This window comes from Pseudomonas sp. P4_C4 (assembly GCF_056402055.1).
On sequence record NZ_JBFUID010000048.1, the window covers coordinates 19,740 to 32,263 of the forward strand.

16 protein-coding genes are annotated in these 12,524 nt (G+C 61.2%); 10 read left to right on the plus strand and 6 right to left on the minus strand.

Annotation, left to right across the window (positions count from 1 at the left end; translation table 11 throughout):
• Window positions 1–99: 99 nt before the first annotated feature.
• The 6 genes from AC1DXW_RS22415 to AC1DXW_RS22440 all read left to right on the plus strand — a co-directional run bounded on the left by AC1DXW_RS22415 (window position 100) and on the right by AC1DXW_RS22440 (window position 5,415).
• The gene (locus AC1DXW_RS22415; RefSeq protein WP_477752765.1) at window positions 100–501 is read left to right on the plus strand and encodes a hypothetical protein; all 402 of its coding nucleotides are present in this window, start codon (window positions 100–102) and stop codon (window positions 499–501) included.
• A complete protein-coding gene (locus AC1DXW_RS22420; RefSeq protein WP_477752766.1) occupies window positions 501–1,040 on the plus strand; it encodes an HD domain-containing protein in 540 nt (179 codons plus the stop codon). The genes AC1DXW_RS22415 and AC1DXW_RS22420 overlap by 1 nt, the downstream gene beginning before the upstream one ends.
• Window positions 1,041–1,244: 204 nt before the next feature.
• Entirely contained in the window at window positions 1,245–1,523 is a 279-nt protein-coding gene (locus tag AC1DXW_RS22425; protein ID WP_116263655.1) for a DUF3303 domain-containing protein, read from the plus strand.
• Window positions 1,524–1,739: 216 nt separating this feature from the next.
• Window positions 1,740–3,353: an arylsulfatase gene (locus AC1DXW_RS22430; RefSeq protein ID WP_477752767.1), complete on the plus strand. Its 1,614-nt coding sequence runs from the start codon at window positions 1,740–1,742 to the stop codon at window positions 3,351–3,353.
• A 68-nt stretch (window positions 3,354–3,421) separates the two neighbouring features.
• On the plus strand, window positions 3,422–4,690 hold the full coding sequence (locus AC1DXW_RS22435) for an OmpP1/FadL family transporter (RefSeq protein ID WP_477752768.1): 1,269 nt from the start codon (window positions 3,422–3,424) through the stop codon (window positions 4,688–4,690).
• A 50-nt stretch (window positions 4,691–4,740) separates the two neighbouring features.
• Window positions 4,741–5,415, plus strand: a complete 675-nt coding sequence (locus tag AC1DXW_RS22440; RefSeq protein ID WP_477752769.1) for a DUF3313 domain-containing protein — start codon at window positions 4,741–4,743, stop codon at window positions 5,413–5,415.
• A 102-nt stretch (window positions 5,416–5,517) separates the two neighbouring features.
• Here AC1DXW_RS22440 and AC1DXW_RS22445 read toward each other — a convergent pair whose 3' ends face one another.
• Complete coding sequence (locus tag AC1DXW_RS22445) at window positions 5,518–6,243, minus strand: tellurite resistance TerB family protein (protein WP_477752770.1); 726 nt, start codon at window positions 6,241–6,243, stop codon at window positions 5,518–5,520.
• A gap of 259 nt (window positions 6,244–6,502) precedes the next feature.
• On the opposite strand from AC1DXW_RS22445, the gene pcsA reads away from it, so the two are divergent.
• Complete coding sequence (gene pcsA, locus AC1DXW_RS22450; RefSeq protein ID WP_477752771.1) at window positions 6,503–7,225, plus strand: phosphatidylcholine synthase; 723 nt, start codon at window positions 6,503–6,505, stop codon at window positions 7,223–7,225.
• A 2-nt stretch (window positions 7,226–7,227) separates the two neighbouring features.
• Entirely contained in the window at window positions 7,228–7,614 is a 387-nt protein-coding gene (locus AC1DXW_RS22455; RefSeq protein WP_477752772.1) for a DUF488 domain-containing protein, read from the plus strand.
• A 133-nt stretch (window positions 7,615–7,747) separates the two neighbouring features.
• Here the strand turns inward: AC1DXW_RS22455 and AC1DXW_RS22460 are convergent, their stop codons facing one another.
• Both AC1DXW_RS22460 and AC1DXW_RS22465 read right to left on the minus strand, forming a co-directional pair.
• Window positions 7,748–8,560, minus strand: a complete 813-nt coding sequence (locus tag AC1DXW_RS22460; RefSeq protein ID WP_477752773.1) for a class I SAM-dependent methyltransferase — start codon at window positions 8,558–8,560, stop codon at window positions 7,748–7,750.
• Between the two features lie 44 nt (window positions 8,561–8,604).
• On the minus strand, window positions 8,605–8,874 hold the full coding sequence (locus AC1DXW_RS22465; RefSeq protein ID WP_477752774.1) for a DUF4242 domain-containing protein: 270 nt from the start codon (window positions 8,872–8,874) through the stop codon (window positions 8,605–8,607).
• Window positions 8,875–9,052: 178 nt separating this feature from the next.
• On the opposite strand from AC1DXW_RS22465, the gene AC1DXW_RS22470 reads away from it, so the two are divergent.
• Window positions 9,053–10,030, plus strand: a complete 978-nt coding sequence (locus AC1DXW_RS22470; RefSeq protein ID WP_477752775.1) for an AraC family transcriptional regulator — start codon at window positions 9,053–9,055, stop codon at window positions 10,028–10,030.
• 76 nt (window positions 10,031–10,106) lie between these two features.
• The gene (locus AC1DXW_RS22475; protein WP_477752776.1) at window positions 10,107–10,568 is read left to right on the plus strand and encodes a GNAT family N-acetyltransferase; all 462 of its coding nucleotides are present in this window, start codon (window positions 10,107–10,109) and stop codon (window positions 10,566–10,568) included.
• Window positions 10,569–10,585: 17 nt separating this feature from the next.
• Here the strand turns inward: AC1DXW_RS22475 and AC1DXW_RS22480 are convergent, their stop codons facing one another.
• The 3 genes from AC1DXW_RS22480 to AC1DXW_RS22490 form a co-directional block, all read right to left on the minus strand.
• Window positions 10,586–11,803: a cytochrome c biogenesis protein DipZ gene (locus AC1DXW_RS22480; RefSeq protein ID WP_477752777.1), complete on the minus strand. Its 1,218-nt coding sequence runs from the start codon at window positions 11,801–11,803 to the stop codon at window positions 10,586–10,588.
• Window positions 11,804–11,949: 146 nt separating this feature from the next.
• Window positions 11,950–12,162: a hypothetical protein gene (locus tag AC1DXW_RS22485; RefSeq protein WP_477752778.1), complete on the minus strand. Its 213-nt coding sequence runs from the start codon at window positions 12,160–12,162 to the stop codon at window positions 11,950–11,952.
• A 48-nt stretch (window positions 12,163–12,210) separates the two neighbouring features.
• Complete coding sequence (locus AC1DXW_RS22490; protein WP_477752779.1) at window positions 12,211–12,474, minus strand: DUF2790 domain-containing protein; 264 nt, start codon at window positions 12,472–12,474, stop codon at window positions 12,211–12,213.
• Between the last annotated feature and the right edge of the window lie 50 nt (window positions 12,475–12,524).

Here is a 12,524-nt window from a genome sequence, read left to right on the forward strand (position 1 = left end):
ACTCCGCCATCGCGAGCAAGCTCGCTCCTACATTGCTTTGCATCGCCCCCACAAATCCCTATGGGCAAATTCGATCACAGCGCTCTATGATTGATCCCCATGACCACCACCGCTGCGATCCGCTCACCCTGCCCACCTGGCGCCTGCGACTGCGGGCGTGACCCGTTGCTGGAAACACCGGGGGCGGACCTGCGCATTCTGTTTCTGACCCGCAACGAAGAAAAACGCCTGATCGAACGCCTGGAAAACCTGCAGAGTCTGAGCGATCTTGAGCACGTGCAACGGCGCATGTTCGAACAGTTGGGTCTGCGCGTGGACATCGCCCCCGGCTTCAACGAAGTGCGCACCATGCGCGGCATCGGCATCCGCGTTGGCGAACTGCCGGGGCTGTGCCGCAAGACCCGCGCCAACATCCCCGCCGCTATTCGCCGTGCCATGGAAAAGCGCCCGGAGATTGCCTACGAACTGCTCAATGCCAACGACCTGTTGCGTGACGCCTGATGAAACCTCTTCTCGAATTCCCCCTCACCGACAAGATTCTCACCACGTACGCCCTGGCCATCGGTGCCGACCTGCAGGGCTACCGCAACCACATTTACCGGGTGCTGAATTTCCATGTTGCCCTCAGCGGTGCCGAAGGTTTGCCCTCGGACGCCGTACAGATCGCAGCGGCATTTCATGACCTGGGTATCTGGACCGATGACACCCTCGACTACCTGCCGCCATCCATTGCCCTGGCCACTGAGTACCTCGACAGCCAGCAACGAGCGGAACTGAAGGATGAAGTCAGTGCGTTGATACTTGAGCATCACAAGCTGCGCCGGTATCGCGGCGCTTGTGCCAACAGTGTCGAACCCTTCCGCCAGGCCGATCTGGTGGATGTGTCCCTGGGCCTGGTGCGTTTCGGCTTGCCCCGAAGCTTCATCAAAACCGTGCAGGCGACCTTTCCCGATCACGGTTTTCACTCGATGCTGATGAAGCTTTCAGCCCGGCAATTCATCCGCTCGCCGCTGCGCCCGCTGCCCATGTTTCGCTGGTGAAACAGGCGTCTGTTACCCCCTCGAAAATGCACCGGAACAGGATCAGCGGTCGTACATGAATCGCGAGGCGCTGCTATGCCTTCCATGGGAGATTTTGCCGCAAGCCAGCCAGGACGGAACTGGAAATCCAAGCGTGGCCACGGCCCCGGCGCCAGCCAGGTACGCGCATAAAGACCGGTGCCAATCCGTAACAGGAGGTGGCCGATGTTATTCATCGTCAGTTGGACAATCAGCCCGGACAACCGTGATGCCGCAATCGCACGTTTTCTCAAGACCGGTGGCGCGCCGCCTGCAGGCGTCACCATGCACGGACGCTGGCATGCTGTAGGGAGCTCGGCCGGCTTCGGCATTGCCGAGGCGAGTGATTTGGTGCCGATTCAAAAATGGGTGCTGGAGTGGAACGACCTGATGAGCATGGACGTGCACGCCGCATTGACCGATGAGCAAATCGCACCCTTGCTGGCCGCCACTGCCGCCCGGTAATGACGATCGAGGCGGCGAGTACCGCTCGCCGCCCCGATTTCGCCGGTGTCTTTAACGGGACACTCTTTCGGCGCAATGCGCCTGAATCAATGCTTTCTGACTATCCATTACTGGATATTTCGCAATTCAAACCTACGCTCTTCCCGGGGGTTACGAATTTCAACGACGGTTGGGGGCTCGTCTCGATTTACTCACGCAAGTACGCAGGAGCTCGACATGAATCGGACAACCTTAACCTCGATGTTAGCGGTCCCCCTGTTGCTGTCTGCAATGGCGTTTCCCAGCCTGACCCTGGCCGCCGACAAAGCCCCCAACATCCTGGTGATCATGGGCGACGATATCGGCTGGTCGAATATCGGCGTCTACAACCAGGGCATGATGGCCGGCCGAACGCCCAACCTTGATCAGCTAGCGAACGAAGGCATGCGTTTCACCGACTATTACGCCGAAGCCAGTTGCACCGCCGGCCGCGCCAATTTCATCACCGGCGAACTGCCGATTCGTACGGGCATGACCACTGTCGGCCAGGCCGGCTCGCCCGTGGGTATTCCCGCCGAAGCCGTCACCATCGCGACCGCACTCAAGGCCATGGGTTATGCCACTGGCCAGTTCGGCAAGAACCACTTGGGTGACCTCAACCAGTTCCTGCCCACCGTCCACGGTTTCGATGAATTCTTCGGCTACCTCTATCACCTCGACGCCATGGAAGACCCGGCGCACCCCAATTATCCGAAGGAACTGCTGGACAGCGTCGGCCCACGCAACATGGTCCACAGTTGGGCCTCCACCACCGATGACACGACCGTGATGCCGCGCTGGGGCAAGGTGGGCAAGCAGAAAATCGAAGACGCCGGTACGCTCTATCCGGAGCGGATGAAAACCGTCGACGAGGAGATTCGCGACAAGGCCTTCTCTTTCATCGACAAGGCCAAACAGGACAACAAACCGTTCTTCGTCTGGCTCAACCCGACCCGCATGCACATCGTCACGCACCTGTCCGACAAGTACGAAGCCATGCGCAACTCGCAGAATGGCTGGTCGGAACAGGAAGCCGGCATGGCGCAGCTCGATGACATCGTTGGCGACGTCCTGGCGAAGCTGAAAAAAGACGGTATGGACGACAACACCATCGTAATTTTCACCACCGACAATGGTGCGGAAAACTTCACCTGGCCCGATGGCGGCACGACGCCGTTCGCCATGGGCAAAGGCACGGTCATGGAAGGTGGCTTCCGGGTGCCGGCGATCATCCGCTGGCCGGGCAAGGTGCCGGCCAACCAGATCGGCAACGGCATCATGTCCGGCATGGACTGGTTCCCGACCCTGGTCGCGGCGGCGGGCAACCCGAACATCACGGCGGAACTGCTCAAAGGCAAACAATTGGGCGACACCACCTACAAAGTTCACCTGGACGGCTATGATCAAACTCCAATGATCACCGGAAAAGGTCCGTCGAACCGGCATGAAGTCTTCTACTTCGGAGAAAGCTCCTTGGGTGCAGTGCGCATAGACGACTACAAATATCGCTTCATTGACCAACCGGGTGGCTGGTTGGGGGCTAAAGTTGATGTGGACGTGCCGAACCTGACCAATCTTCGACTCGACCCGTTCGAGCGCATGGGCTGGCCGGAAAATCAGGCCGCGCAGGGTTCACAACAATACTTCGACTGGTTCAAGTTCCAATTCTGGCGTTTCGTGTTCGTCCAGCAGCAGGTGGCCAAACTGGCTGAAACAGCGATCGAGTTCCCGCCGATGCAAAAAGGCGCGAGTTTCAACCTCGACTCGGTTAAAGCCAAGATCGCCAAGGCTCGAGCAGAGATGGCTAAGTAACAGCCGAATCCACGGGTGGCTGGTGCAGTCCACCCGTATTCGAAATGGACAATTGCTGAGGGATTTCAATGCCGACAAAAACCGCTACCCTGCCCGCTTCTGCGCTACTTGCCCTGTGCTGCCAGCAAGCCTGGGCCGGTGGCATCATGCTCTATGAAATCGGCACCGATAACGCCGGCCTGGCCAACGCCGGTGCCGCCGCCCGTGCCCAAGGCCCCTCGACCATAGCCAGTAACCCCGCGGGCATGAGCTACCTGCCGGGCACGCAAATCACCGCCGGCTTGCAGGTTCTGTATGGCGACCTGAGCTTCGACCGCGACTCCGGCACCAACGTCCCGGGCAGCGGCAGTGGCAATGCCCTCGATCCGATTCCCGGTGGCAGCTTCTTCATCAGCCATGAACTGGACGAGCACTGGAGCGTCGGTTTCGGCCAGTACGGTGACTTCGGGTTGGCGGTCAACTACGACAACGATTGGTCCGGCCGTTACTTCGCACAGAACTCCAGCCTGCTCGGCCTGTCGCTGGTACCGAGCGTGGCTTATCGCTTCAACGAGCAGTGGTCGGTCGGCCTGGGCATCAAGGCCATGTACGGCATGTTGAAGGCAGACACCGCTATCGACCGTTCCCCTTTCGGCTTCACTGACCGCTCGGACGGCCAGTACAAATACAAGGACAACGACTGGGGTTATGGCGCCAACGTCGGGGTGATCTACGCCCCGCAACCCGGCACACGCATCGGCCTGACCTACACCAGCCAGGTCGACCTGGACTTCGAGGACCGGCTCGATGTGAAGGGCGACGGACGTCTGCTCGAGCGCGTCAACAACACCAACACCGAACTCGATATGAAGGTACCGCAAACCGTCACCCTGAGTCTGTTCCAGCAACTGGACCGGCAATGGGCGTTGTTGGCCTCGGCCAACTGGCAGGACTGGTCCAAGTTCGGCGACATCGCCGTAGAGGTCGACACCACGGCCCTTGGTGCGCAATCGACAACGGTCGACGCCGGCTTCAAGGACACCTGGCACCTTTCCCTTGGCGCGCAATACCAGGCCACCGAGCAGTGGTTGTGGAACTTCGGCGTGGCCTACGACAGCAGTGCCGTCTCGGACAGCAACCGTAGCGTGGTCGTGCCGATGAGCGAATCCTGGCGCATTGCCACAGGAGCCACCTATGCTCTGAACAAAGACACTGATGTCAACGTCAGCTGGGCCATGGTCTGGATCGGCGACATGCCGGTTGACCAGGCCAAATCCGTATCGGGCAATCAAATTTCCGGTGAATTCGACAATGCCTGGATTCAAGCCTTGACCGGGAATATGACCTGGCGATTCTGATGTTTTGTAAACGAAAGAACGACGATTTCATCCAAGGAGTAAACACCACTATGAATCTGTCCCGAAAACTGCTTGTCGGCGCCGCGCTGGCCAGTCTGTTGCTAGGCGGTTGCACCTCGAAAGTGACTGAGAAGGAGCAATACTCTGGCTTCCTGTCCAACTACAACAACCTGCAGGAAGTCCAAACGCCGAGCGGCGGCACCGCGATGCGCTGGGTCAGCCCTTCGTGGAACCCGAATGCTTATGACACCGTGGTGTTCAACAAGCTGGAGCTGTACCCGGCGCCCAAGCCCAACGAACGGGTCAACCAGCAAACGCTCTCCGACATCCAGAACTACATGACCAGCAAGGCCAAGGCCACCCTGGGTCAGAAATACCGCGTAGTGTCCAACACCTCGTCCGTACCGGCCGGTTCCAGGCCCCTGATCATGCGTGCGGCAATTACCGGGGTGACCGCCGAGAACGAAGGCATGAAGTGGTATGAAGTGGTCCCGGTCGCAGCCGTTGTCGGCGCGACTCAGGCCGCCACCGGTCACCGCGACCAGGACACCACCCTGTTCATCGAAGCCGAGTTCGTCGACGCGAAGAGCAACCAGACCGTGGCCAAAGTGGTGCGCAAAGTGTTTGGCACCGCCCTGGAAAACGAAAGCCAGAAGATTACCGCCAAGGACTTCAAGGCGGCGATCGACAAACTGGGCACCGACTTCCAGGCGTTCCTGAAGTAACACACTCTTGTGGCGAGGGAGCTTGCTCCCTCGCCACCTGGAGTTCCTTCCTGACTCTTGCGGTCACTCCTACATCCCCACGTTTCTGCTGCCGTAGGCAACTTAGACCGCGCCGCCCTTGGCTTGCTGCTCCAGATGCAATTGCAACTGCGGCTCGATCTGCAACGCCGCGGCCAGTTCATCCAGATAGTTGCGCTCGGCGTCCTGCTGGTCGTCCACCAGCATCACGCTGGCCAGATACATCTCCGAGGCCATTCCAGGATCGGTCGCCGACTGCGCCACGTCATTGGGGTCCAGTGGCTTGGCGACTTCATCGTCCAGCCATTGCTGCAATTGAGGATCGTCAGTGTGACGGCCGATCTCGGTGCTGATCATCTGCTTCTCGACGTCGTCGATCCGGCCATCGGCCTTGGCCGCCGCAATCAATGCCCGCAGGATCGCATGGCTGTGCTCCTCGGCTTCCGGGCCGGCGAGCAAGTCCACCGTGCGCGGAGCTTCTTGCGGGGCCGACGCCTGACTGCGCTGCCAGGCCTGGTACGCCTGGAACGCCATCATGCCGAGGGACGCCAGCGCCGCATAATTTGTGCCACCACCGGAGCGGCTTTGTGGCGCGCCACCCATCGGCGAACCGCCGCCGAGCAAACCACCGAGCAAACCGCCCAACCCTGCGCCACCGCCGCCAGCACCGCCGCCACCGCCCAACAACCCGCCGAGCAATCCACCCAGGTCGCCGAGCCCGCCTTGGGCCGCCGCGCCACTGCCACCCTGCTGCGCCATCGAGCCCTGGCCGGCGCGCAATAATTGTTCGAGCAGATCGCTGGTGTTCATGACGCTTGTCCTCTTTGGAAGGGGTTTATCCAGTCAGGCAACGATAGTCCCCGCAGGCGAATGTGCCAGCACCGTTGGGCTGACGCGCCCGTGCTACCGCAGATGGGTCCGGAGTGTTTTTTTGCGGCGCAGCTAAGATTCATAGGTGGTGAACCTTATTCCCGGATACCCGGTCGATACCTGCAACCCGACCCGGTTTGCCACCGCCCCCATACGCGGGGTGACAACTGGCTTGCTTCATTCACTGGAGAACGCCCCCGTGATTTCAACCCTACGAATCGCCAGACTCAAAGCATGGGGCGCCCATGGTTTTACCGCCACTGGCGTGGTCACCGCTTTCCTCGCCACCCTGTCCCTGCTGGATAACCAGCCGACCCATTGCCTGCTGTGGCTGGGCGTCGCCCTGATCGTCGACGGGCTGGACGGTGCACTGGCGCGCAAGGTCAATGTGCAGTCAGTGTTGCCGAGCTTCGATGGCTCGATCCTCGACCTGGTGATCGATTACCTGACGTATGTGTTTATCCCGGCACTGTTCATCTATCGCTACATCCCGTTGCCGGACTACACCTTGCTGCTGAGCGTTTCGCTGATTCTGGTGTCGTCGCTGTTCTGCTTCTGCAACGTCAACATGAAGAGCAAGGACAACTACTTCCAGGGCTTCCCCGCCGCCTGGAACGTGGTTGCCCTGTGCCTGTACATCATCGCTCCGTCGCCGTGGATCACCTTTGTTACGGTGATTGGCCTGGCGCTGCTGACCGTGACCCGGATGAAATTCCTGCATCCGTTCCGCGTGCGCCGGTTCATGCCGATCAACATTGCGGTGACGGCCATCTGGTTGCTGTGCAGTTTGTCGCTGGTGCTCAACCACCCGGTGATCAACCCGTTGGTGATGGGGCTGTGGCTGCTGATGTCGGCGTACTTCCTGGGCATCTGCTTATGGCGCACGGCGCTCGAGTGGTTTGACCAATCGCGGCTCAAGTAGCCATGGCGGTCCATATTGTTCAACTCGGATCACCCCGTCGACCCGACGAAGGTTTGCGCCTGGGTACGGTACGCCGCCCTCCCCGTGGCGTACCGAAAGCCGAATTCGCCTGTCGGGATTTTTATGATGTCTGGCAGCCGCTGCTGTCGCCCAGCGCGGAGCTGGTGGCCGAGGCCAAGGCTGCGCAAGATGCCAAGGCCTGGGAGGTGTTCAGACGCAAATTCAAGGCCGAGATGAGCCAGCCCGCTGCCAGTCAGATGCTCGACCTGCTGGCCGCGTTGTCTCATCAGACGTCCCTGGCCGTGGGGTGTTATTGCGAGGATGAAGCGCATTGTCACCGGTCGGTGTTGCGCGAGTTGCTGGAGGCGCGTGGTGCCGTAGTGATTTAGATGCCATTGACCACCACACAACCCCTGTGGGAGCGAGCTTGCTCGCGATGGCGGTGTATCAGACACAGCACTGTGACTGGAAGACCGCTATCGCGAGCAAGCTCGCTCCCACAGTTTTTTGCCGGGTTGTCAGCTACCGCCGCGTAATCACCACCTCCAGGTATTCACTCGGCACCACCAGCGACTTGTCGCCCGCCCGGTTCATCCGGTTGATCAACTCGGTCAGGTCCGACTCCAGGGCTTTGGCCCCATCCGCGGGCAGCGCGGCGAAGGCCTTGTGCACCGGCCCGTACCACTCGCGGAAGGTGTCGATGAAATGCGCCGCCGAGCGATAGCGGAAATTGAAGGTGCGACGCGTCACCTGGAGCAGAAATTCGCGCTCGTCAAAATGCTCGTGCAGCCAGGCTTCAGTACCCCAGCGCGAGGGCGGATTCGCTCCCGGCGGGGGTGGCAGGTGCTGGCCCAGGGTCTTGAACATCTGGCCGACGAAACCTTCCGGCGTCCAGTTGGCCAGGCCGATCCGGCCGCCCGGGCGGCAAACCCGCGCCAGTTCCGTGGCGGCTTTGGGCTGGTCCGGCGTGAACATCACGCCGAAGGTCGACAGCACGGCATCAAAACTGCCGTCGGCAAAGGGCAAGGCTTCGGCATCGGCGACCTGGAAGGAGACGTTCAGGCGTTCTGCCCGGGCCCGTTCTTCGCCGCGTTCGAGCAAGGCCGCGACATAGTCGGTGGACGTCACCTGGCAACCACGGCGTGCAGCCGCGAGTGTCGCGTTGCCGTTGCCGGCAGCAACATCGAGCACGCGCTCATCGCACAACAGGTCGCAGGCTTCGGCCAGTTGCTCGCCGACAATTTGCAGGGTGGTGCCGATCACGGCGTAGTCACCGCTGGCCCAGGAGGCCATCTGGCGGTTTTTCAAGGCAGTCAGGTCAATGGGTGTACTCATGGAGGCGGTCTCTGGGTTGAAACACAAATCGGGTCCGGCCGCGGTTACTCCGCCGTTGTCGGATCGATGATGTTCATGACCTGGGAAATGCGGTTGGCAGGAAAACCGCTCAGCCTGGCGTGCTCCTGGATCTGCGCCTCGCTCGGCGAGATGTACACGCAATAGAGCTTGTCACCAGTGACATAACTCTGCAGCCACTGCACCTCTGGCAACTCACGCAAGGCCCGGCAGGACTTTTGCGAAGCGGCTTTCAAATCCCTTTCCGACAGAGCTCCGGCGCCCTGGATCTCACGTTCGATGACGAACTTAGGCATGGCAACCTCTCTTTATTGTTCTGGATGGCAGGGCGGCACTCACCCTGTGGTCAAACTATCGTCCTGACGGGCGCTGGCGTCCTGCCCGATCGTCGCCCAACCCTGCCCGATCGTCCGGAGATTCCACGTTGCGCGCCGGCGCGTTCACAATCAGGAACCCTCCCACGGGGAAACCCCAATGGACGCTCTGTCACAGACCCTGCGCGTCGTGCATCTGGTCGGCGCGATCTTCATCAACGCCCGCTTCACTGCGCCCTGGTGCTACCAGTCGCCCAGCGCCGATACGGCGGCGCCGTTTCTGGAGCCCGATGCGGAACGGGTGGTGATCTTTCACCTGATCACCGAGGGCGAGTGCTACGTCGAACTGGGCGATGACCCGCCGCTGCTGCTGAGTGCGGGCGACGTGGTGATCTTCCCCCAGGGCGATGCCCATCGCATGTGCTCACGTCCCGGATTACCCCCGGCCACGGGTGCGCGACTGGATGCGGTGTTGGCGCGGCGGCCCCGGCAGCTGAGTTATGGCGGGGGTGGCGCGGTCACCCGCCTGGTGTGCGGGTACTTGGCCTGCGACACGCGCCTGGCAGGCATGTTGCTCAAGGGCTTGCCGGCCGTGGTGCGGGTCAATGTGCGCGGTTCGGATGCCGGTATCTGGCTGGAATCCTCGGTGCGCTATGCCCTCGCCGAAGCCCGCTCGCCCCGCCCCGGCGGCGAAGGGGTATTGGCCAAACTCGCCGAAGTGCTGTTCATCGAAGTGCTGCGCCTGTACATGAATGAACAGGGCGAAGGCCGCACCGGCTGGCTGGCCGGTGTTCGCGACCGCATCGTCGGCGCTGCCCTCAACGCCTTGCATAAAAAACCCTGCCACGCCTGGACGCTGGACGAACTGGCGCGCACCGCCAGCACCTCAAGATCGGTATTGGCCGAACGTTTCCAGCAACTGGTGGGGGTGTCGCCGATGCAATACCTGACGCAATGGCGCATGTTGCTGGCCGCCAATCTGTTGCGCAGCAGCAACAGCTCCTTGACGCGGATCGCCGAAGAAGTCGGCTACCAGACCGATACCGCCTTCAGCCGCGCCTTTCGTCGCGAGTACGGTGCGCCGCCGGCGGCGTGGCGGCGCGGTCAGGCGGCCTCGAATCACTTGAGCGGTCGCTGAGCCAGCGAAGGCGACAGCACCGCCCAGGCCCGCTACTCTCGCTACCCAGCGACTGACCTCTGAAAGGACTCACAACATGGCACCCCGCCTGGACTGGCTTGCTCGACATATGCAGCACAGCAACACATTCGCTTCGTGGATCCACCAGCAGTTCCACTACGAATACGCCGGACAGCCCCTGCCTGACTGGCAACGAGAGTTCGCCGAAGGCCAAGACAACGGCGACTGGAAATGTCTGATCGCCCTCGACCACGACGAGCTGGTGGGCGGCGCAGCACTGGCCAGGGCCGACCTGGACCATCGCCCGGATCTGGGGCCGTGGCTCGCTTGCGTGTTCATCACCCCCGAGGCACGCGGCAAGGGCCTGGCAGAGCGATTGATCGAAGGGATTTGCGCGCAAGCCAAAGCCAGCGGCGAGAAGAGGATCTACCTGCACACCCAGGACCAGAGTGCTTATTACGCCAAGCGCGGCTGGGTGGTGCTGGAGCGTTTTGAAGCGTGGGAAAAAGATCAATGGCTCATGGCTCGGGACCTGTGAGCCATTGATCAAGCGGATTACGCCGCAGGCGCGCTGGCCCTGGCCTCCTGCAGCAACTGCTGAATCATTTGTTCCTGCGTGTCGTAGCTGCCTTCACCGAAGTGGGTGTAACGCACCTGCCCCTTGGCATCGATCAGGTAGTGCGCCGGCCAGTACTGGTTGTCGAAGTTGCGCCAGATCGCGTAGTTGTTGTCGATCGCCACCGGGTAGGTGATGCCGTACTCCTTCACCTTGGCCCTGACGTTGTCGATGATGCGTTCAAAGCCGTATTCGGGCGTGTGCACGCCGATCACCACCAGTCCGTCCTTTTCATATTTCTTCGCCCAGTCCTTCACGTACGGCAGGGTGTGCTTGCAGTTGATGCAGTCGAAGGTCCAGAAGTCCACCAGCACCACTTTGCCTTTCAGCGCTTCGTTGGTCAGTGCGGGCGAGTTGAGCCAGTCCACTGCGCCGGACAGCGACGGCATGGCGCCCTGGGCGTTGCCCATGGTGCTGTCGGCCTTGACCTTGCTGACCAGGTAATCGACGACTTTCGGCACGGTCTCCAGCACGCCCTTCTCGACACTGCTGACACCTTGCGAAGAAGTATTGGCCAGCAACAGGTCGTTGGCCCCCGTTGCAATCACCGCCGCCCCGACCAGCACCGCAACCCCGGCGCCACGGCGCAACCAGCCCGTAACCGGAATCGACGGTTTCAAGCGATTGACCAGGCCGCGACCGGTAAAGATCAAGGTGCCCAGGGACAGCGCACTGCCCGCGCCATAGGCCACCAACAACAGACTGGTGCCGGCGTTCGCGCCCTGCAGCATGGCGCTGGTCAGAATCACCCCGAGGATCGGCCCGGCGCACGGTGCCCAGAGCAACCCGGTGGCGACACCGATCATGATCGAAGCCAGCGGCCCGGACACCTTGCGCGAGTTCGGGTCGATGCGATTACCCAGCAGCACGAAGGGCCGCGCCAGCCAGTCACCGACCCGAGCGGAAATCAGCGACAGGGCGAACAGCACCATCACCACCAGCGCTACGTGGCGGCCGGTGTTGCTGGCCTGAATCACCCACTCACTGCTGACCACGGCCAGGCTGGAGACCAGGGCAAAGGTCAGGACCATGCCGCCGAGGGTGAGCAGGATCGAGGAGCGTGTGCGGTCGGCCCCGGCAAACAGCAATGGCACGACCGGCAGGATGCACGGGCTGAGGACGGTCAATATGCCGCCCAGGAAAGCGATGAGTAACATGGGATCACCTGATGCAAATTAGAGGGCAACACATCACCACTGTAGGAGCGAGCCTGCTCGCGATAGCGATTGTTCGGTCAACGATGTATCGCCTGACCCGACGCCATCGCGAGCAGGCTCGCTCCTACAATGGATTGGGGGTGTTCTCAAGCGGTCTGTTCATTCAGCAACTGCCCCTGCGGCGTGCGGCTGGAACCGTCTTGCGCAAGGAACCCATGGGTGCCCTTCTCTGCCACCGGCGTGAGCTGGAAGCAGGTGTTGCTGGCGCAGGCACTTTGCTCGACAGCGGCGTTGGCATGGGCTGCCGCACCGGCGACGGAAAAGGCGATGGCGGTCAGGTAGCGGGAAACGTTGTTCATGATGTCCTTCCTGTTGCAAATGGATTAAGCGGTCGTTGATCGCAACACTCAGTTTTCCGAGTTGCAGTTGTCAGCCAACTTGCGGTAATCCAGCACCTGGGTTTTGGACTGGGAATCGAGGTACGTCAGCTGCGCATTCACCACGCCGCAGGAAGGTGTAGCGTCCTCGGTCAGCGACACCACTTTCCTGATGTCAAGTTGGGTGCCGTAGGTGTAGGTTTTTGGAGCGACATCGGCTTCGGCACGGGCCGACAGGGTGCAGATGTTCAGTGCGGCAAACAGGCACGCGGCGTAGATGGCTTTGGTGTTCATGGCGAGTTCCTCAAGGTTTCAAAAGGTTGATCCGAAGCGGTCTGGTTTGC